This is a genomic window from Winogradskyella undariae (assembly GCF_013285155.1).
Classification (GTDB): domain Bacteria; phylum Bacteroidota; class Bacteroidia; order Flavobacteriales; family Flavobacteriaceae; genus Winogradskyella; species Winogradskyella undariae.
Genome location: NZ_JABTEL010000001.1, coordinates 52,060 through 71,147, shown reverse-complemented (window position 1 = coordinate 71,147; position 19,088 = coordinate 52,060). Strand labels below are relative to the sequence as shown.

Here is a 19,088-nt window from a genome sequence, read left to right as displayed (position 1 = left end):
TACCAACAGATTTATTTAATTCGATAATTTAAATAAAAGACTCATACCATGTTTTTAGACCAACCATTACCTAAAAAGAAGCGTAAAAGTCTTAAGGATTATTTTGATTTTCGTAATAATCAAACAAATCAAATTGGCTTAATATTCTTTTCTGCTTTTGTTATTAGCACCTCTTTACATTTCTTTTTTGAAAACCGCTTTACTGAAGAACAATGGAAAACAAAACCAATGACACGAAGCAAAATTGTAGATGATCTTATTGAGTCGCAGATTTTATTGTACGAATCGAAATCTAATGTTATAAAACGACTAGGTGAACCCGATAGAGTTTTAACAACCGAAAAAGACATTATACTCTACGAACTTGGTCTAGCACCACAACACTACAACAACCAAGCAGAACATTTGTACATTGAGTTTATTAATGAAACCGTTTCTAAAGTATCTATAGCAATGTATGAATATAAATAAGTTTGATAAAAGACCTTAGTTAAAATTCTGTAGCCATAATTTTACAATCCCACTTTCTTCTTAATATTTTATTATTAACAGAATATCATATTGCCTTCAAAATCAAACTGATTTTTAATAGTTTTTAAAATAAAAGCTTCATAATATTAATTCAGTAAAAGTGATTTCAAATTAACTATCAAATTTGGAACAACAGCTTTATTAATAGTAATTTTCGAAAGCTATTATTCATAAAATCTACAAAACAATGAAATGAGCTTAATTAAAAAGTGGATTCATATCTATATTTTTATTAGCAAATTTCATTTAACAGATTTAATAAATTAAAAAATATAAAAATGAAAATCGGAGTTCCAAAGGAAATCAAAAACAATGAAAACAGAGTCGGTATGACACCTTCTGGAGTTTTCGAATTAACCAAAAACAAACATATTGTATATGTTCAAAAAGATGCAGGTTGTGGTAGTGGTTTCTCGGATTTAGATTATATAAATGCTGGTGGTATTATTTTAGATACTATAATAGACGTTTATGCTTCTAGCGATATGATTGTAAAAGTAAAAGAACCTATTGCGGAAGAATATCCATTAATACAAGCACATCATGTTGTGTTTACTTATTTTCATTTTGCTTCTAGCGAGCCTTTAACTAAAGCGATGTTAAAAAGCCAATCTGTTTGTATTGCTTACGAAACAGTTGAGGACAAAGATGGTTCTTTACCATTATTAACACCAATGTCTGAGGTTGCAGGAAGAATGGCAATTCAGCAAGGTGCAAAATATTTAGAAAAACCTATTAAAGGTCGTGGTGTATTATTAGGAGGCGTTCCAGGTGTACCTCCTGGCAAAGTATTAATTTTAGGTGCTGGCGTTGTTGGTGTTCAGGCAGCAAAAATGGCTGCTGGTTTAGGCGCTCAGGTTACCGTTATGGATATAAACATGAAACAATTACGTTATGTAAATGATGTAATGCCTAGCCATGTTGTTACAGAGTTTTCAAGTGAATATAACATTAGAAAACGTATTAAAGATCATGATTTAATTATTGGTGGTGTTTTAGTTAGGGGTGCAATTGCTCCAAAATTAATCACTAGAGATATGTTAAAAGACATGCGCCCAGGAACTGTTTTAGTTGATGTTGCTGTAGATCAAGGTGGCTGTATTGAAACCACTAAAGCAACGACTCACGAAGATCCTACTTTTATTATTGATGATGTAGTACATTACTGTGTTGCAAATATGCCCGGTGCCGTACCTTATACTTCTACTTTAGCATTAACAAACGTTACATTACCTTACGTATTACGTTTGGCAAATGAAGGATGGGAAAAAGCCTGTAAACATGACAAGACATTAGCTAAAGGACTTAACATTGTTAAAGGAAAAATTGTTTATGAAGAAATAGCCGAAGCTTTTAATTGGTCTATTGACGCTATGTAACACAAGCAATTACGTTTTACTGACAAAATTTCTTAACTCAAATTTGGCTTACTATTTGCTATTCATTTATTAAATTTACATGAATTAAAAATTTCAGATTATGAGTGGAATGATGGGATATTATATATTAATTGGTGCAATTGCATTAGTAAGTTGGTTAGTAAGTAACCAACTAAAACGCAAATTCGCTAAGTATTCTAAAGTGCAATTGAGAAATGGATTATCAGGAAGAGAGATTGCAGAAAAAATGTTAGCTGATAATGGTATATATGATGTGCAAGTAATTTCTACACCAGGACAATTAACAGATCATTATAACCCAAAAAATAAAACAGTGAACTTAAGTGAATCTGTATATAACAAAAGAAATGCGGCTTCAGCAGCAGTTGCAGCGCACGAATGTGGACACGCTGTACAACATGCACAAGCTTATAGCGCATTAGGTATGCGTTCTGCGTTAGTACCAATTGTAAGCGTAACATCAGGAATGTCGCAATGGCTTGTTATTGGTGGTTTAATCTTAGTTTCTGCTCTAGGAGTAGGATTAGGCTATTGGGTTGCAGTTGCCGGTTTAGTGTTTATGGGATTTGCTACGTTATTTAGTTTTATTACTTTACCCGTAGAATACGATGCAAGTAATAGAGCATTAGCATGGTTAAAAAACAAGAATATGCTAACACCAGACGAATATAAAGGTTCTGAAGACGCACTTAAATGGGCTGCAAGAACTTATTTAGTTGCTGCTATTGGTGCATTAGCATCTTTATTATATTGGGCACTACAAGTATTTGGTGGCAGAGATTAATTTTACAAATACAATTATAATAAAAGAGCTTTGAGGAATCAAAGCTCTTTTTATTTGAAATACAAAAGAAAATATTTATCTTGAAAATCTCAAATTAAATTAAACTATGGACAATCAATTCCCTTACCAATCATCAGAAAAAATAATGCTAAGTAATATTTCTGAAGTTGAACGTGTTGCATTTTATAAAAAGACTTATGGACACGTAGCAGGAGGTGTATTAGCATTTATTTTATTCGAATACCTATTACTACAAAGTGAAACCGTAGTGAGTTTTATGCTGTCTATGACACAAGGCTATAAGTGGTTACTCTTACTTGGTGGTTTTATGGTAGCTACAAATTTCGCAGAAGGGATGGCTATGAAAACTTCAGATAAAAACACACAGTACTTAGCTTACGGTATTTATATCTTTTTTGAAGCATTAATTTTTGTACCTATGCTGTATATAGTAACACAATTAATGGGATCTTCTGGTACAGACATTCTTTATCAGGCCTCTATTGTTACTTTAGCATTGTTCACAGGACTAACAGCTGTTGTTTTATTGACTAAAAAAGACTTTTCATTCTTAAAAACAGGATTAACCATTGGGTTCTTTATTGCTATTGGTTTAATTATAGCAGGAACAATTTTTGGGTTTAACTTAGGCTTATGGTTTTCTGTAGGAATGTGTTTATTAGCAGGAGGATCTATTTTATATCAAACCTCTAACCTTGTAAAGAAATATGGTGTTGAAGATTATATCCCAGCAGCACTAGGTTTATTTGCTTCTTTAATGTTATTATTCTGGTATATACTTAGAATATTTATGTCTAGAGATTAGTCCTTAATTATATAAAAAACAAAAGCCCAACTGAAAATTTCAGTTGGGCTTTTTTAATAGATATTATTTGATTTTGTCACCATTTTCATCAAAAAAATGATATTCAAGATAAGTGTAAGCATCTCTAGGTAATATTTTTACCCATTTTTTGTGTTCAATAAACCACTTTGAACGAACTGATGGAAACCCTTTGGTTAAAAAGGCAGCAATAAAAGGGTGAATATTAAGAGTCACCTTTTTATGATCTTTTTTGAAAATTCGCTGAAGGTCTTGATTAATACGTTCCACCACTTTAATTGGTGCTTCGATTTCATCTCCTCCTATATTGTCCGGATTTTCTTCTTTTGTTTTAATATTACGTTCTGGCCTAACGCGCTGTCTGGTTATTTGCACTAATCCAAACTTACTCGGCGGTAATATTTTATGTTTTGCTTTATCATCTTTCATCTCATCTCTAAGATAATTGAAAAGCTTTTTTCTGTTCTCAGCAACTCCCATATCGATAAAATCGACAACTATTATGCCTCCCATATCACGTAAACGTAATTGTCTGGCAATTTCTTGGGCTGAGATCATGTTGACTTCTAAGGCTGTATCTTCTTGGTTTTTTTCTTTGTTAGAACGGTTTCCACTATTAACATCTACAACGTGTAGTGCTTCAGTGTGCTCTATTACCAAGTAAGCACCTTTTGCCATAGATACAGTTCTACCAAATGATGTTTTAATTTGACGTTCTATGCCAAATTTTTCAAAGATTGGAACATCATTTTTATAGTACTTCACTATTGATTCTTTATTTGGTGCAATTTGCTGCACGTAATCTTTTACCTGTACATACATTTCTTCATCATCCACAACAACACCAGAGAATGAATCATTAAAAATATCTCTCAAAATTGAGGATGCTTTGTTCATTTCTCCCAATACTTTAGTTGGGTGATTTGCTTTGTACAATTTTTTACACATTGCTGTCCATCGACCCAGCAAGTTCTGTAAATCACTATCTAGCTCGGCAACTTTTTTGCCTTCTGCTACAGTACGAATAATAACTCCAAATCCCTTAGGTGTGATACTTTTTACAAGTCTTTTTAAGCGATCTTTTTCTTCTTGAGAGTCAATTTTTTGTGAAATTGAAATTCGGTTAGAAAAAGGCACCAAGACAATATATCTTCCTGCAATAGACAATTCTGAACTAATGCGGGGTCCTTTTGTAGAGATTGGTTCTTTTACTACTTGTACTAATATGGATTGGTTAGATTTTATGGCATTTGCAATAGTACCATTTTTATCTAAATCCTTTTCCATAGGAAAATCCTTAAGGGTATAATCCTTTAGTTTCCCTGTGCTTACACGTTTAATGAATTTTAAAAGCGATGGCAATTGCGGTCCTAGATCATGATAGTGTAAAAAACCATCTTTCTCATACCCTACGTTAACAAACGCAGCGTTTAAACCTGGCATAACCTTACGTATTTTGGCAATAAAAATATCACCTACAGCAAAGTTATTGTCATCATCGTCTTTATGTAATTCAATAAGTTTTCCATCTTTTAATAAGGCAAAATCAACAATATCAGAACTCGATCTAACGATTAATTCATTGTTCATAATGTCAATTTAAATCTAACTCTTAATTGAGATAGATAGATGTTACTAAATTATTTGACACAGGATGTAATATCCAATAAATTTAGAAACACTCTATTAAATGCTTTCTAAATTCTATATCAAAGAACGTTTCTTTTTAAATAAAACTCATATTAAGTTTCTCAATCACCTTAAAATAATATAAAGCGATAATCATAAAACAGTTTTCTTACTTACAGCTAGGCCATAACTTTTGAAAAAATCTATAAGAATACCTATTTAATTTCTTTTAGGGTAAAGGAAAAAATCAATATGAGTCAAAACTGAAAAAAGTAGTTTCAGAACTACTTTTTTCAATTTATTTCTTTTTATGACGATTAGCGCGTCTACGTTTTTTACGCTTGTGAGTCGCTACCTTGTGTCTTTTTCTTTTTTTACCACTTGGCATAATAAATAATGCTTTTTAAATTAATATTTTGTTTAAATGCTCTCTTAGTTTACCTCAACATTAGATTTAACGCCTTCTAAAAATACTTTAGCAGGTTTAAATGCAGGGATGTTGTGTGCAGGAATTTTTATTGTAGTATTTTTTGAAATATTACGACCTGTTTTTTCAGCTCTTGTTTTAATAATAAAACTTCCGAAACCTCTTAAATAAACGTTATCTCCGCTTTCTAAAGACGTTTTAACTTCCTCCATGAAAGTTTCAACAGTGGCTTGAACGTCACCTTTTTCTATACCTAATTTATCAGATATTTTCGCTACCAAATCAGCTTTTGTCATTTTTGTTACTAGTTTTAAGGTTACTATAAATTCTAAGGGATGCAAATATAGGCAATTTAATTTCAATTCATCAAGCGTAATTAATTAAAATTTAACACAATAAACATTTAGTTTTGCTTTTCATTAAAAAAGCGTAATGGAATTCAAAAACGAACTAATTAATTGGTACTCAACAAATAAAAGAGATTTACCATGGCGAGAAACCAACAACCCCTACTACATTTGGCTATCAGAAATTATTTTACAACAGACACAAATTAAGCAAGGGTTGCCTTATTATGAAGAATTTGTTACCCAATATCCAACAATTTCTAACCTTTCGAATGCTTCGGAAACCTCAATTTTAAAATTATGGCAAGGTTTAGGCTATTATTCTAGAGCTAGAAATCTTCATGCAGCAGCAAAATATATTGTTAATGAACTTAAAGGGGAGTTTCCCAATAATTATAAAGACTTATTAAAATTAAAAGGCGTTGGTGATTATACGGCAAGCGCCATTGCTTCTATCGCATTTAATGAAGTTGCGGCTGTGGTAGACGGGAATGTTTATCGTGTATTATCACGTTATTTTGGTATTAAAACCGCAATCAATTCAACTTTAGGAATTAAAGAATTTAAAGCCTTAGCAACTTCTTTAATAGACAAAGAACAACCTGCAACTTATAATCAAGCCATAATGGAGTTTGGCGCATTACAATGCAAACCTAAAAATCCAGATTGCAAAACTTGCCCACTTAAAGATAGCTGTGTTGCACTACAGCAAGATTTAATAGGTGAGTTACCGTTAAAACTAAAGAAAACGAAAGTCACTACTAAGTATTTTAATTTTATGGTTTGTATTGACAATCATAAACGAACTTTAATTGAAAAACGAACACATAAAGGTATTTGGCATAATCTTTATCAATTCCCTTTAATTGAATCTGATAAAAGTTTAACCCCAGAGGAGTTTCATCTATTAAATACTAAGAATACTTTTTTAGAAACCATAGAGTTTGATTATTCCTTATATAATGAAATAGATATTGTACATAAACTATCGCATCAGCACCTTCATACTAAATTTTGGATTATTGAAACAAATTCAGCTCCAGAAGGCGCGATATCTATAGATTCTTTAACAGAATATCCTGTTCCTGCACTTATAAATGACTTTATAATTCGGTTCAAATTTTAGAAACTTAAAGAAATCACATTTTTTTAGTACTTTTAGTCTAAGAGTTACGCAATTGAGTAACTTTGTAGATTATTTAAAAAACGAATTATTATGTCTGGAACCTTAAATAAAGTGATGCTGATTGGAAACTTAGGAGACGAAGTTAAAATGCACTATTTTGATGATAAAAATTGCGTAGGTCGTTTTCCTATTGCTACCAGCGAAAGCTACACAAGTAAGCAAACAAACGAACGTATTACAAATACTGAATGGCACAATATCGTTGTTAGGAATAAAGCTGCAGAAATTTGTGAAAAATATCTTTCTAAAGGTGACAAGATCTATATTGAAGGCCGTATTAAAACTAGAAAATGGACAGATGATAAAGGTATGGAGCGCTATTCTGTCGAGATTCAATGTGACGACTTTACTTTTTTAACACCAAAAGGAGAGCAACAGCAGCCTAAAAATCCCTCGACACCAAATGCAAAACCTCAACCTCAAGCCTCTACAACTAAAAGTGTAGAACCTGATGCTGACGATTTGCCATTCTAATCACTAAATATAACATCATATTGGACGCAGAACCCACGGTTTTATTTTCAACTTTACTCATAACTGACACTTCTTTTATTACTAGTATACTTATACTAATCGTTTTACTAACGTGTTCTGCTTTAATATCAGGAGCAGAAGTTGCTGTATTTTCCCTAACCAAATCTGATTTAGATGAGGGTTTAGAAAATAAATCTCCGGCAATGCAAATTATCGCATCACTATTAGAGCGTCCAAAAAAACTATTGGCGACTATTTTAGTTGCTAACAACTTTATAAATATAGCTGTCGTTTTATTATTCTCTTATATAGGAGAAACTCTATTTTTAAATATCACAAACAACCTTATTAGATTTCTTTTAGAGGTTGTCTCTGCTACATTTTTAATCTTATTATTTGGAGAAATAATCCCTAAAATCTATGCCAACAGAAATAGTGTAAAGTTTTCATCTTTTATGGCGCGACCATTACTCGTTCTAGATGTTATTTTCTCTCCTTTAAGCTTACCAATGCGCTTTGTTACAATCCAAATTCATAAGAAATTTGGCAAACAACGTTCTAATCTTAGTGTCGATCAGTTATCTCAAGCATTAAAATTAACAAATAACCAAGATACCACACAAGAAGAACAAAAGCTACTACAGGGTATTGTATCTTTTGGTAATACAGATACAAAACAAGTAATGCGACCAAGAATCGATTTATTTGCCTTAAAAATAGATACACCTTACGAAACTATTATAAAAGAAATCATTGAAAATGGATATTCTAGAATCCCTGTTTACGAAGAAAGCATAGATACTATAATAGGCGTACTTTACGCTAAGGATTTATTACCACACTTGAACAAAAAGACCTTTGACTGGACGACTATTTTAAAAGAACCTTTCTTTGTTCCTGAAAATAAAAAATTAGATGATTTAATGGTGGAATTTCAAACCAAAAAAGTTCATTTAGCTGTTGTAGTAGATGAATATGGAGGAACCTCTGGATTGGTTTCACTTGAAGATATTATTGAAGAAATTGTTGGTGATATTAGTGATGAATATGACGATGATGATTTAGTTTATACCAAACTAAACAACAATAATTATAGTTTTGAAGGAAAAACACCTCTAAAAGATGTCTATAAAATTGTTAATATTGGAAATGATTCCGAACTTTTTGAAACGCAAAAAGGTGAAGCTGAAACACTAGCTGGTTTTGTTTTAGAAATCTCAGGTGGGTTTCCAAGAATAGGAAGTAAAATAAATTTTGAAAATTATGTTTTTACCATTGAAGCCTTAGAGCGTAAACGTATAAAGCAAATTAAGCTGACTTTATTAGATAGACAAGCATAAGTAAACATCCTAAAAGTGAATATCACTTAGAAGAATAATTAACAGCAAACCACATCACTTTAGATTGATAGTAAGTTTGCCAAAACAATACATAAAACACATGAAACGAATAGCTATACCAATTCTAAGCCTATTTTTACTAGGTTGCGGTAATGACACTTTACCAAAACCAAAAGGTTACTTAAGACTAGAATATCCAAAAGCTATTTATGAAGAAACTATTGTACCCTTACCTTTTACTTTTGAAAAAAATAAACTTTCAGATCCTATTAAAACGGTAAAATCGACAAAGACCACAAATGGTATTGATATCAATTACTCCAGCTTAAAAGCAACTATTTACCTTACCTATAAAGATGTAAATGGTAACATAGATAGTTTACTAAGAGACGCACAAAACCTCACGCAAAAGCACACGATTAAAGCAGATGAAATCTCTCAAAGGCCTTTTGTAGTTAAAGAGCACAATGTTTACGGAATGCTATATGAAATAGGAGGTAACGCTGCATCTCAATCTCAATTTTATGTTACAGACAGTACAAAACACTTTTTAAGTGGCTCACTTTATTTCTATGCCAAACCTAATTACGACTCTATTTATCCTGCTGCAGAATACTTAAAGAAAGATATTAAGCGTATTATGGAAACAGTACGCTGGAAGGAATAAACATCATACAAATAACATCTTTTTCTTTTTACTCCACTTATTTCTTGTAACTATTATAGGAGACTAGATTGCTGTGAATTATCCCAAAAGACAAAAACAGCCTTTCTTTACGCGGTTTTCTTAATCAGTAATCTAACAAGAGCTTACTTACAAAACTTCTTACTTCACTTATACTGTACGAGCTAAGCATACTCATTAAACTTTATATAAGACCTACTGAGTCCTTAAATTAAGAATATAGCATCCGCACTATATAGTAAAATGAGTGTTAAATATATTTCATAAAAAAAGACTGTCTTTTCAGACAGCCTTTTATATATAATTTAAATGATCTTAGATTTAGAATACAAATCTGATTCCAAAGTTCCAAGTTCTTAAGTTTCCAAAATACACTTGGTTAGTTTGATTAATTCCTAAATAAGTTTCATCTCCAGCTTCAACTTTGTTAGCTGTACTAGACTGAGAGATATACTCTTCGTTTAATAAGTTATTTACGTTAAATCTGAAGTTTACAGAATTAGTTTTATCTTTTCCTACTAACATTTTATAAGAAAGACCTAAATCCATAACACCAAAGTTAGGTAGCTCTAAATTTTCTTTAATAGCTCCAACATCAGCATATAATTTGTCATAATATCTGTAATCTGCATCAATAGACAATCCTTTAACAATTGTATAATCAGCTCCTAAACCAAAAGTTGTTTGAGCAGCACCTCCTACTTCACCACCATCAACATCTTCAAGTTCAACTGATAACGTTTCAAGAGCTTCATTTCTGATAGTTGTTTGAGAATCACCTACGTATTCCCACTGACCAACTGAAGCAAAACCTTTAATTCTAAGAGCATCAAAAGGCTTGTAGCTTAATTGAAGTTCAGCTCCTGAGTGTAATTGCTCAACACCTTCGTTAGTTCTGTAAAGTAATTCATTAGTATCTTCATCCGTATAAGAAGAAGACTCAACACGATCTTTCCAGTTTGTTCTGTATAAATCTAAAGCGACAGAGAATGCAGATGATGTGTATGTGTACCCAACTTCTAAACCAAGTATTTTTTCATTTTCAGTTAATGGGTTAACCTCATTAGTAAAGTTTAAGTAAATATTATCATGGTAAGGTTGACGTGAGTAATAACCTCCATTTACATATATTTTACTATTATTACCAATAGCATAACTACCACCAGCTTTAACATTGAAACCTGTATTGTTAATTGTTTCAGATTCCTCATTAGCCTCGTCATAGTTAAATCTATCCCATCTTACGTGACTTTGATTAGAAACTGCTCCTTGAAAAAATGTAGAAAAATTATCTGTAGCATACTCTAATTGACCAAATACACCACCATAGTTTATACGCTCATCATAATCATAATCAATTCTTTGATCTTCGTCTGCAAAATTAAATACTGTAGACCAAGGGTCAATACTATTAGTTGAACTAACTATATAACTATCTGGATACTGTGCGCTAGTTGGTCCCTCTTCAATACCATTAAGACCTAATAAATCTACTAGTTGTCTAAAGTGAGTACCTTTATATGTACGTAAATCAGCACCTAAATTCATGCTAATATTATCTGTAAGTTCAGTTTCGTAATTAGTCACTAAACCATACCAAGCATGGTTATTCATAGAAGCACGTATTGCTGTACCTACGTAAGGACCACTTCCGTTACCAATACCACCAGCTACAGATTGATTAGCTGCTATTGTAGCATCCCAATCAACATGACCGTCATCAGTAGATGCCGTGTAAGCTCCGTAACCTCCGGTTCCACCTCCACGTCCCCATGAAGCATAAAGTACAGTAGATAAACTAGATTTTTCACTGATATTCCAATCCCAGTTTAAGTTAGTCACTGGTTTGTGGTAAAAGTTAGTTCTTAAACTAAGGTATTCACCATTACGGTAACCATAGTTATAGTTATATTTTTTACCATATTGTAAATACTGAGAAATAGATTTTCTATAGTTTTGATCATGTTGTTGAGGCGCACCTGTAACTAAAAAGTTTAAGTTATGCTTTTCATTTATTTTATAACCAAATGAAATAAAATAAGTTTGTCCTTCACCTTGAGTACCTAAGTTATACCCATCACCTTGCCAATGAGACAACATAACCGTTGCACCAAATCCTTTTTCATTAAGTCCTGTACTATAACCTAAAGAAGTTTTAAGGTAATTATTGTAACCTGTAGTTACAGCAGCAAAACCACCTTCTCTTTTATCTGTAGCTTTAGTAACAAAGTTTACAGTACCACCAACAGAAGAAATTGCTAATTTAGAAGATCCTAAACCCCTTTGAATTTGTACTGCACTAGCAATATCTGAAATACCAGACCAGTTAGACCAATACATTTTACCATCTTCCATACCATTAATTGGTTGTCCATTTAATAAGAACGCTGTATTATCTTGGTCAAAACCACGAACACGTATGTTAGAATCACCAAAACCACTTTCTCCTCCTGCAACATAAACAGATGGTGTATTCACTAAAGTTGTAGTTACATCTCCAGCACCAATTTTTTGCTGAATTTCAGATGCCTTAATTGTAGACACAGCAACGGGTGTATCTCTACCGTCAGCTAAATCAATAATACCTGTACCAACAACAACAACTTCATCTAAGCTGCTATCTGGACTTAATACAATAGTTCCTAAATCAATATTACCACTAAAAGCAAATGTTTGAGAAGTAAAACCTACATAAGAAATTACAACTTCTCCAGTTGAAGATGATGTTGATATAGAAAATTTACCATCAAAATCAGTTGTTGCACCATCTGTTGTTCCTTTTACAACAGCATTAGCTCCTGGGAGCGGTGAATTCATTTCACTATCCACTATTTTACCAGTGATAGTGGTTTGAGCATACATTGCTGATGACACGAGGGCAAAAACAGCAATAAATAAAAATTGATTAAATTTTTTCATCTTAAAATTTAAGTTAATTGGTTTTTAATTAGCGCAAAATTACGCAATACAACAGCTATAACATTAACTTAATGTTAACAATTGAGTATTGTGAAGATAAATTATAGAATCAACAAAAATTATAGAAACTCAATCAATTTTACGAAAACTTTTTAACAATTATTAACAATTATTCATACAAAAAGCCAATAAATTTTGCGTAGATGCATCATGATCGGCGTCTTTACTCGCTTTTTTAAGCTCATCTAAGATAGATTTTGCAAGTTATTTACCTAACTCAACACCAAACTGATCGTAGCTATAAATGTTCAAAATTATGCCTTGAACGAAGATTTTATGCTCATACATAGCAATTAATTTCCCTAAACTCTCCGGTGTTAGTTTCTGAATCAACAAAGAAGTTGTTGGTTTTTTCCTTCAAAAACTTTAAAAGGAACCAATGTAGATATCGCTTCTTTAGACATAGACTTACCTTCAAATTCAGCTAAAACTTCAGCTTCTGTTTTACCATTGATTAAAGCTACTGTTTGCGCAAAGTAATTAGACATCAATTTATCATGATGATCTTTATTACCATATACATGGCTCTACATATCCAATAAAATCTGTTTGAATTAGTTTAGTCTCTTTATATATGAGTATAAAAAATATTTAGCGAAAGAATAATTATTTCATTTAAAAACTTTTTACAAAAAAAAAGGTAGCCATGTGGCTACCTTTTTTTAATATGTTGTAGTAAATAGGTTAGAAATTATAACGTAAACTTGCGTTAAATGTTCTTCCTATTCCTAAATAATACCCAAAAGCATCTTTTTGATTAATATAAGACTCATCAAGTAGATTATAAATATTAGCTCTGAAAGTTAAAGGATTATCACCTAAAGTAAATCTATATGTTAAACCTGCATCTAATAAAGAATAAGATGGTAATTTAATAGAATCATAAACATTACCAGATAAAGCCGCATCAGCAACATCTGCAGGATCTACAAATTCATATAAACCGTTATAAATGTTATAATCTAAATCTATAGAAAGCCCATTAAATATCTCAGCTTTAACACCAAAACCAAAAGATGTTTGTGGTGCATTACCAATTTTAACATCTGTTAAATCTATATTTCCATCTGTAGTAATAAAATCTCCCGTATCATCATTTTGCAAAGTGTATGGTGTTTCTCCATCATATTTCCAATCTCCTAAAGAACCAAATACTCTAAATGACCATGCCCCATTTAGAGGACGGTATTCCATATCAAACTCTACTCCTTTATGTGTTTGAGCAACATCCGTTAATCTATAAGTACTTAACTCGTCATCACTAGAACTTAAGCCACCCTCACCATCTATAATACCATCAGCACCTGGCTGAACTGGTCCATCTGTAGAAAGAAATCTATTACCCCATTCTGTACTATAAACATCAATGTTTATTCTCAAAGTTCTATTTTTAAAACGGTAACCTCCTTCAAAACCCGTAATCTCTTCATTATCTACATCTGGCTCTGAAAGTGCATTATCATACCTCACATTACTAAAAATATTATCTAAGAAAGGTTGACGTGAGTAAAAACCTGCATTAGCAAAAACAGAATGCTTGGTATTAATTTTATAAGCCAAACCTCCTTTAATATTATATCCTTCTTTACTTATTTTGTCAGACTTCCCTAAACCGTTTCCTGTTCCTATAAAAAACCCTTCTCTTTGGTAAGATTGTGTTGATACAGCCCCTTGAACAAATGCAGAAAAATTATCATTAGAATATTCTGCTTGACCAAACCCTCCTATATATTGAATTACTTCTTCATAGTTATAATCATATCTTTGATCATTATCTGCAGAGTTAAATAATGAAGACCACGGATCGGCATCAAAAGTTTCAGTTATTACATAATCACTAGGACGACTTGTGCTTGAATTATCATTGTAACCATCTAAACCTAATGTGTTTTCTAATTGTCTAAAGTGCATACCATTATAAGTTCTAGCATCTACACCGAAATTCATTGACCAATTTTCATTAGCCTCATACTCTAAACTAGATAATAGACCGTACCAATTATGATTATTTATTGAAGAACGTCTTAAATAAGAGTCATCAGATGTACCATACTGACCTCCATTAATGGTTGTTGCGGTTGCAATGTTATTCAATTCTATTTGATCAAAATCAATTTCTTCAGCATTTAAACCATCTCCGCCAACTCTAACTCTACCACTACCAACATTACCGGTTCCTCCACCACGACCCCATGATGCATATAAAACAGTAGATAAATCTAATTTCTCGTTAATACTTAAATCCCAGTTTAAGTTAGCAACTGGTTTGTGGTAAAAGTTACGACGTTCTGTATAGCGTTCACCTTCGTAAAAACCTGTATTACTGTTTGCTTTATCACCATAGTCTTGATAAAACTCAAGATCTTGAGAAAAATTTTGATCGTGCCATTGCGGAGCTCCTGTTAACAAGAAGTTGAATGTGTTTTTTTCGTTTGGCTTATAACCAACTGAAAACATATAGTTTTGTCCTTGACCTGCAGTACCAATTGAATATTTTCTATGTGCTTGCCAATGATCTAATAACACAGAAAACGCCCATCCTTTTTCACTTAAACCAGAATCGTAACCAATTGAACTTTTAACATAACTATCATTACCTCCTAAAAATCTTACAAATCCACCTTTTTGTTTATCTGTTGTCTTAGACACAATGTTTACTGTACCTCCAACAGAAGAAATAGCTAATTTTGAAGATCCTAACCCTCTTTGAACCTGTACTACATTAGCAACATCTGACATACCTGACCAGTTAGACCAATACATTGCTCCGTCTTCCATACCATTAATTGGTTGACCATTTAATAAATAAGCTGTGTTTGTTTGATCAAAACCTCTTAAGAAAATCTGGCTATCACCAAATCCCCCAGCTTGGTTTGAAACGTACACAGAAGGAGTATTCTTCATAGATTCTCCAAATTCAACGTTACCAGATGACTTTAATCGAATATCTCTTCCACTAATAGTAGAAACTGCAACAGGTGTTTCTCTACTATTTGCTAAATCAATTACCCTCGTACCAACAAGTACAACTTCATCCAAAGAACTATCTAGGCTTAAAAAGATAGTACCAAAGTCGGTATTACCATTAAATTTCAACGTTTTACTTTCAAACCCAACGTAAGAAATTACAATTTCACCCGACTTTTCCTTTGTTAATAATGTGAATTCTCCTGTGAAATCTGTATCAACCCCATTTTCTGTATAATACTCTATAATATTAGCCCCTGGAAGTGCTGAATTTGTCTCAGCATCTATTATTTTCCCGGTAATAGTACTTTGAGCAAATGTTACTGTAGTAAACAACGTAATTACAGCTAAGAGTAAAAATTGATTAAAATTTTTCATTATAAAATTATCAGTTAATTGTTTTTACAGAGGCAAAATTACATAATACAATAGTCCTACTAATAATTAAATGTTATTAATTACTCACATAGAAAAATAAATATAGAATTAACAAATCTTAACAATTAATATTTAAAATAATTACAATTTTTAACAATTACTCATATAAAAAGCCAATAAATTTTGCGTAGACGCATCATGACTGGCGTCTTTACTGGCTTTATTAAGCTCATCTAGTATAGATTTTGCGAGTTGTTTACCTAACTCAACACCGAATTGATCGTAACTATAAATGTTCCAAACGATGCCTTGAACAAATATTTTATGCTCATACATAGCAATTAATTTCCCTAAACTCTCTGGTGTTAGCTTCTGAATTAATAAAGAAGTTGTTGGTTTATTACCTTCAAATATTTTGAATGGTGCCAATGTAGAAATTGCTTCTTTAGACATAGATTTACCTTCAAATTCAGCTAAAACTTCTGCTTCTGTTTTACCATTCATTAAAGCTTCTGTTTGCGCAAAGTAATTAGACATCAATTTATCATGATGATCCTTATTACCATATAATGAATTTACAAAACCAATAAAATCTGTAGGAATAAGTTTTGTTCCTTGGTGAATTAATTGAAAAAAGGCATGTTGAGAATTTGTTCCTGGTTCTCCCCAAATTAAAGTACCTGTTTGGTAATTTACTTTGTTACCATCTCTGTCTACACTTTTACCATTACTTTCCATAATACCTTGTTGAAGGTAAGTTGCAAACTGGTTTAAATATTGTGTATAAGGAATAATTGCCTCGCTTTCTGATTGAAAGAAGTTATTATACCAAACGGTTAATAATGCTGAAATTACAGGAATGTTTTGATCAAAGTCGGCCGTTTTAAAATGTATATCCATTTTATGCGCTCCTTCTAGTAAACTTTCAAAATGCTTGTAACCTAAAGCTAAACTTATAGAAAGACCAACAGCACTCCAAAGTGAGAATCGTCCGCCTACCCAATCCTTCATCGGGAAAATATTTTCTTCATCAATACCAAAAGCTTTTACACTTTCAATATTTGTAGAAACAGCAACAAAATGCTTAGAAACGGCTTCTTTTGGTAAAGATTCTAAAAACCAAGCTCTAATAGAATTAGCATTAGAAAGTGTTTCTTGTGTTGTAAATGTTTTAGAAACAATTACAAAAAGTGTGGTCTCTGGATTTAATTTTTTTATAATTTCTTGGTAATGATCACCATCTACATTACTAACAAAATGTGTTTCTAATTGGTTTTTATAATATTGTAGTGAATCTACTACCATTGCTGGCCCAAGATCTGAACCTCCAATACCAATATTTACAACATCAGTGATTGCTTTGCCAGTAAAACCTTTATGATCACCATTAACAACAGAATTTGTAAACGCTTCAATTTTTCGTTTTACCTCATGAATTTCAGGAATAACATTTTCGCCATCCACTAAAACCTCAGCATCTTCTGGTGCTCTCAAAGCGGTGTGTAAAACTGCTCTACCTTCTGTTGCATTAATTATATCTCCATCAAAATACTTAGAAATAGCATCTTTTAAATCTAGTTCATTTGCTAGCTCAACAAGTAAACTTACTGTTTCTTTTGTAATTCTATTTTTAGAAAAATCAGCATAAAAATCATCCCACTTAACCGTTAGATCGTTTGCCCTTTCAGCATCAGAACTAAATAAATCTTTTAAATGTTTAGATTTAATATCTTCAAAATGTGCTTGTAATTTTCCCCAAGCTTTTGTTGTGGTCGGATTGGTTGCTTTTAATGCCATAATTTTAATTATAAAATTGGATCTTCAGTTATTGTATTTTCAGTTTCCTTAGGTTCTGCTTCTAAGAAAAAGATATTATCGAGTTGTTTTCTTATTGGTTTAATATACTCTAAGTATTTCACCTTTAAACTATCAGAGATTGGTTCTGCATCAGGTAATTCTTCTTTAAAAGGATCTACTTGTTTTCCGTTTTTCCAGAAACGATAACATACGTGTGGTCCTCCAGTATTCCCTGTCATTCCTACGTAACCAATAATATCACCTTGTTTAACATATTCACCTTTTTTTACATTTTGATTTCTCATATGTAAATATTGTGTGCTGTAAGTAGCGTTGTGTCTAATTTTTACAAATTTACCATTACCACCACGTCTTGTAGACTCTATAACGGTTCCATTAGCTGTTGCCATAATAGGCGTACCAATTGGTGCTGCAAAATCAGTTCCTTTGTGTGGACGTACTTTGTAACCATAAACAGCTATACGTCTTGTTAAATTATAGCGCGAAGAAATACGGCTAAATTGAACAGGTGCTTTTAAGAAGGCACGACGTAAATTTTTAGCATCTTCATTAAAATAATCTCTAATACCTTTTATTGAATCGGTTTCAAATTGAAACGCATATAATGAATCTCCGTTATGCTCAAAATAAGCAGCTTTCACATCTTTAATTCCGGCATAAATAGTATCATCAATATATTTATCAGTGTAGATAACCTTAAAGCGATCCCCTTTTTGTAAACGTCTAAAATCTATAGTCCATGCATAAATTTCATCGGCCATTTTATAAGCTAATCTTTGGCTCAATCCTTTTTCTTCTAATGTTGCAGAAATACTACTTTCTATAACTCCGGTTGCTGTTTTTTCAACATAAGTTATTTTCTTTCTGCTCTTATAAGCATGAATAGAATCTTTTAACCCAATAACAACATAATCTATTTGATTTGGTTGATAGATAAATGTACTTGGACTTGGGAGACTATCTTTTTCTGATCCTTTTGAATATAATAATGTGTAAGGTCTACCAGCACGCAAGTTCCTAATATCAAAAGTATCTTTGGTCGTTTCTGCAATTTGAAAAATATTAGGATACCCAATATTGTTTCGTTGCATAATTTCACCAAAACTATCACCAGATTTAATGGTGTCTCGTTTTACAATGTAATTATTGATATCGAAACCAAATTCTAGAATTTTTTCTTCTTCAGCAATTTCTGCTTGTTCTTTTTCGTAGGCAGACTTTGCAGAATCATCATCTTTACATGACCATAAACTAATTGCAATAATGAATATTGCTAAACTTTTTTTTAATTGCATTAAT

Annotated in this window: 14 protein-coding genes and 1 pseudogene; 8 read left to right on the top strand and 7 right to left on the bottom strand. The window is 32.0% G+C overall.

Translation table 11 applies throughout. From position 1 onward, the window contains the following. The first annotated feature begins 48 nt into the window (after positions 1-48). From HSX10_RS00285 to HSX10_RS00270, 4 genes are all read left to right on the top strand, one after another. Positions 49-471 carry an FHA domain-containing protein gene (locus tag HSX10_RS00285; RefSeq protein ID WP_173586195.1) on the top strand — a complete coding sequence of 141 codons (423 nt, stop codon included), beginning with the start codon at positions 49-51 and terminating at the stop codon, positions 469-471. A 338-nt stretch (positions 472-809) separates the two neighbouring features. Next, a complete protein-coding gene (gene ald / locus HSX10_RS00280) occupies positions 810-1,910 on the top strand; it encodes an alanine dehydrogenase (protein WP_173586194.1) in 1,101 nt (366 codons plus the stop codon). Positions 1,911-2,019: 109 nt separating this feature from the next. Then, complete coding sequence (locus HSX10_RS00275) at positions 2,020-2,715, top strand: zinc metallopeptidase (RefSeq protein WP_173586589.1); 696 nt, start codon at positions 2,020-2,022, stop codon at positions 2,713-2,715. A gap of 106 nt (positions 2,716-2,821) precedes the next feature. Then, complete coding sequence (locus tag HSX10_RS00270; RefSeq protein ID WP_173586193.1) at positions 2,822-3,541, top strand: Bax inhibitor-1/YccA family protein; 720 nt, start codon at positions 2,822-2,824, stop codon at positions 3,539-3,541. A 63-nt stretch (positions 3,542-3,604) separates the two neighbouring features. Here HSX10_RS00270 and HSX10_RS00265 read toward each other — a convergent pair whose 3' ends face one another. Together HSX10_RS00265 and HSX10_RS00260 are read right to left on the bottom strand one after the other, a co-directional pair. Continuing rightward, positions 3,605-5,149, bottom strand: a complete 1,545-nt coding sequence (locus HSX10_RS00265) for an Rne/Rng family ribonuclease (RefSeq protein WP_173586192.1) — start codon at positions 5,147-5,149, stop codon at positions 3,605-3,607. A gap of 471 nt (positions 5,150-5,620) precedes the next feature. Beyond that, the gene (locus tag HSX10_RS00260; protein ID WP_256928803.1) at positions 5,621-5,938 is read right to left on the bottom strand and encodes an HU family DNA-binding protein; all 318 of its coding nucleotides are present in this window, start codon (positions 5,936-5,938) and stop codon (positions 5,621-5,623) included. Positions 5,939-6,047: 109 nt separating this feature from the next. On the opposite strand from HSX10_RS00260, the gene mutY reads away from it, so the two are divergent. The 4 genes from mutY (at position 6,048) to gldD (ending at position 9,629) form a co-directional block, all read left to right on the top strand. Further along, positions 6,048-7,088 carry an A/G-specific adenine glycosylase gene (gene mutY, locus HSX10_RS00255; protein WP_173586191.1) on the top strand — a complete coding sequence of 347 codons (1,041 nt, stop codon included), beginning with the start codon at positions 6,048-6,050 and terminating at the stop codon, positions 7,086-7,088. A 90-nt stretch (positions 7,089-7,178) separates the two neighbouring features. Beyond that, entirely contained in the window at positions 7,179-7,622 is a 444-nt protein-coding gene (locus HSX10_RS00250; protein ID WP_173586190.1) for a single-stranded DNA-binding protein, read from the top strand. 20 nt (positions 7,623-7,642) lie between these two features. After that, the gene (locus HSX10_RS00245) at positions 7,643-8,962 is read left to right on the top strand and encodes a gliding motility-associated protein GldE (RefSeq protein WP_173586189.1); all 1,320 of its coding nucleotides are present in this window, start codon (positions 7,643-7,645) and stop codon (positions 8,960-8,962) included. A 100-nt stretch (positions 8,963-9,062) separates the two neighbouring features. Continuing rightward, the gene (gene gldD, locus HSX10_RS00240) at positions 9,063-9,629 is read left to right on the top strand and encodes a gliding motility lipoprotein GldD (RefSeq protein ID WP_173586188.1); all 567 of its coding nucleotides are present in this window, start codon (positions 9,063-9,065) and stop codon (positions 9,627-9,629) included. 339 nt (positions 9,630-9,968) lie between these two features. On the opposite strand, the gene HSX10_RS00235 is transcribed toward gldD, so the two are convergent. The 5 genes and pseudogenes from HSX10_RS00235 to HSX10_RS00215 form a co-directional block, all read right to left on the bottom strand. Beyond that, positions 9,969-12,566 carry a TonB-dependent receptor gene (locus HSX10_RS00235; protein ID WP_173586187.1) on the bottom strand — a complete coding sequence of 866 codons (2,598 nt, stop codon included), beginning with the start codon at positions 12,564-12,566 and terminating at the stop codon, positions 9,969-9,971. A gap of 162 nt (positions 12,567-12,728) precedes the next feature. Then, positions 12,729-13,214, bottom strand: a pseudogene (locus HSX10_RS00230) (phosphoglucose isomerase-related protein); the annotation flags it as partial. Positions 13,215-13,310: 96 nt separating this feature from the next. Next, a complete protein-coding gene (locus tag HSX10_RS00225; RefSeq protein WP_173586186.1) occupies positions 13,311-15,971 on the bottom strand; it encodes a TonB-dependent receptor in 2,661 nt (886 codons plus the stop codon). Between the two features lie 150 nt (positions 15,972-16,121). Further along, positions 16,122-17,768, bottom strand: a complete 1,647-nt coding sequence (gene pgi, locus HSX10_RS00220; protein WP_173586185.1) for a glucose-6-phosphate isomerase — start codon at positions 17,766-17,768, stop codon at positions 16,122-16,124. An 8-nt stretch (positions 17,769-17,776) separates the two neighbouring features. Continuing rightward, a complete protein-coding gene (locus HSX10_RS00215) occupies positions 17,777-19,084 on the bottom strand; it encodes a peptidoglycan DD-metalloendopeptidase family protein (RefSeq protein ID WP_173586184.1) in 1,308 nt (435 codons plus the stop codon). Between the last annotated feature and the right edge of the window lie 4 nt (positions 19,085-19,088).

Bases quoted from the DNA above. Each gene is read 5' to 3' on its own strand.
- HSX10_RS00235 (WP_173586187.1), bottom strand. From the start codon at position 12,566: ATGAAAAAATTTAATCAATTTTTATTTATTGCTGTTTTTGCCCTCGTG.
- pgi (WP_173586185.1), bottom strand. From the start codon at position 17,768: ATGGCATTAAAAGCAACCAATCCGACCACAACAAAAGCTTGGGGAAAA.
- HSX10_RS00285 (WP_173586195.1), top strand. From the start codon at position 49: ATGTTTTTAGACCAACCATTACCTAAAAAGAAGCGTAAAAGTCTTAAG.
- gldD (WP_173586188.1), top strand. From the start codon at position 9,063: ATGAAACGAATAGCTATACCAATTCTAAGCCTATTTTTACTAGGTTGC.
- HSX10_RS00250 (WP_173586190.1), top strand. From the start codon at position 7,179: ATGTCTGGAACCTTAAATAAAGTGATGCTGATTGGAAACTTAGGAGAC.
- HSX10_RS00215 (WP_173586184.1), bottom strand. From the start codon at position 19,084: ATGCAATTAAAAAAAAGTTTAGCAATATTCATTATTGCAATTAGTTTA.
- ald (WP_173586194.1), top strand. From the start codon at position 810: ATGAAAATCGGAGTTCCAAAGGAAATCAAAAACAATGAAAACAGAGTC.
- HSX10_RS00265 (WP_173586192.1), bottom strand. From the start codon at position 5,149: ATGAACAATGAATTAATCGTTAGATCGAGTTCTGATATTGTTGATTTT.
- HSX10_RS00270 (WP_173586193.1), top strand. From the start codon at position 2,822: ATGGACAATCAATTCCCTTACCAATCATCAGAAAAAATAATGCTAAGT.
- mutY (WP_173586191.1), top strand. From the start codon at position 6,048: ATGGAATTCAAAAACGAACTAATTAATTGGTACTCAACAAATAAAAGA.
- HSX10_RS00225 (WP_173586186.1), bottom strand. From the start codon at position 15,971: ATGAAAAATTTTAATCAATTTTTACTCTTAGCTGTAATTACGTTGTTT.
- HSX10_RS00275 (WP_173586589.1), top strand. From the start codon at position 2,020: ATGATGGGATATTATATATTAATTGGTGCAATTGCATTAGTAAGTTGG.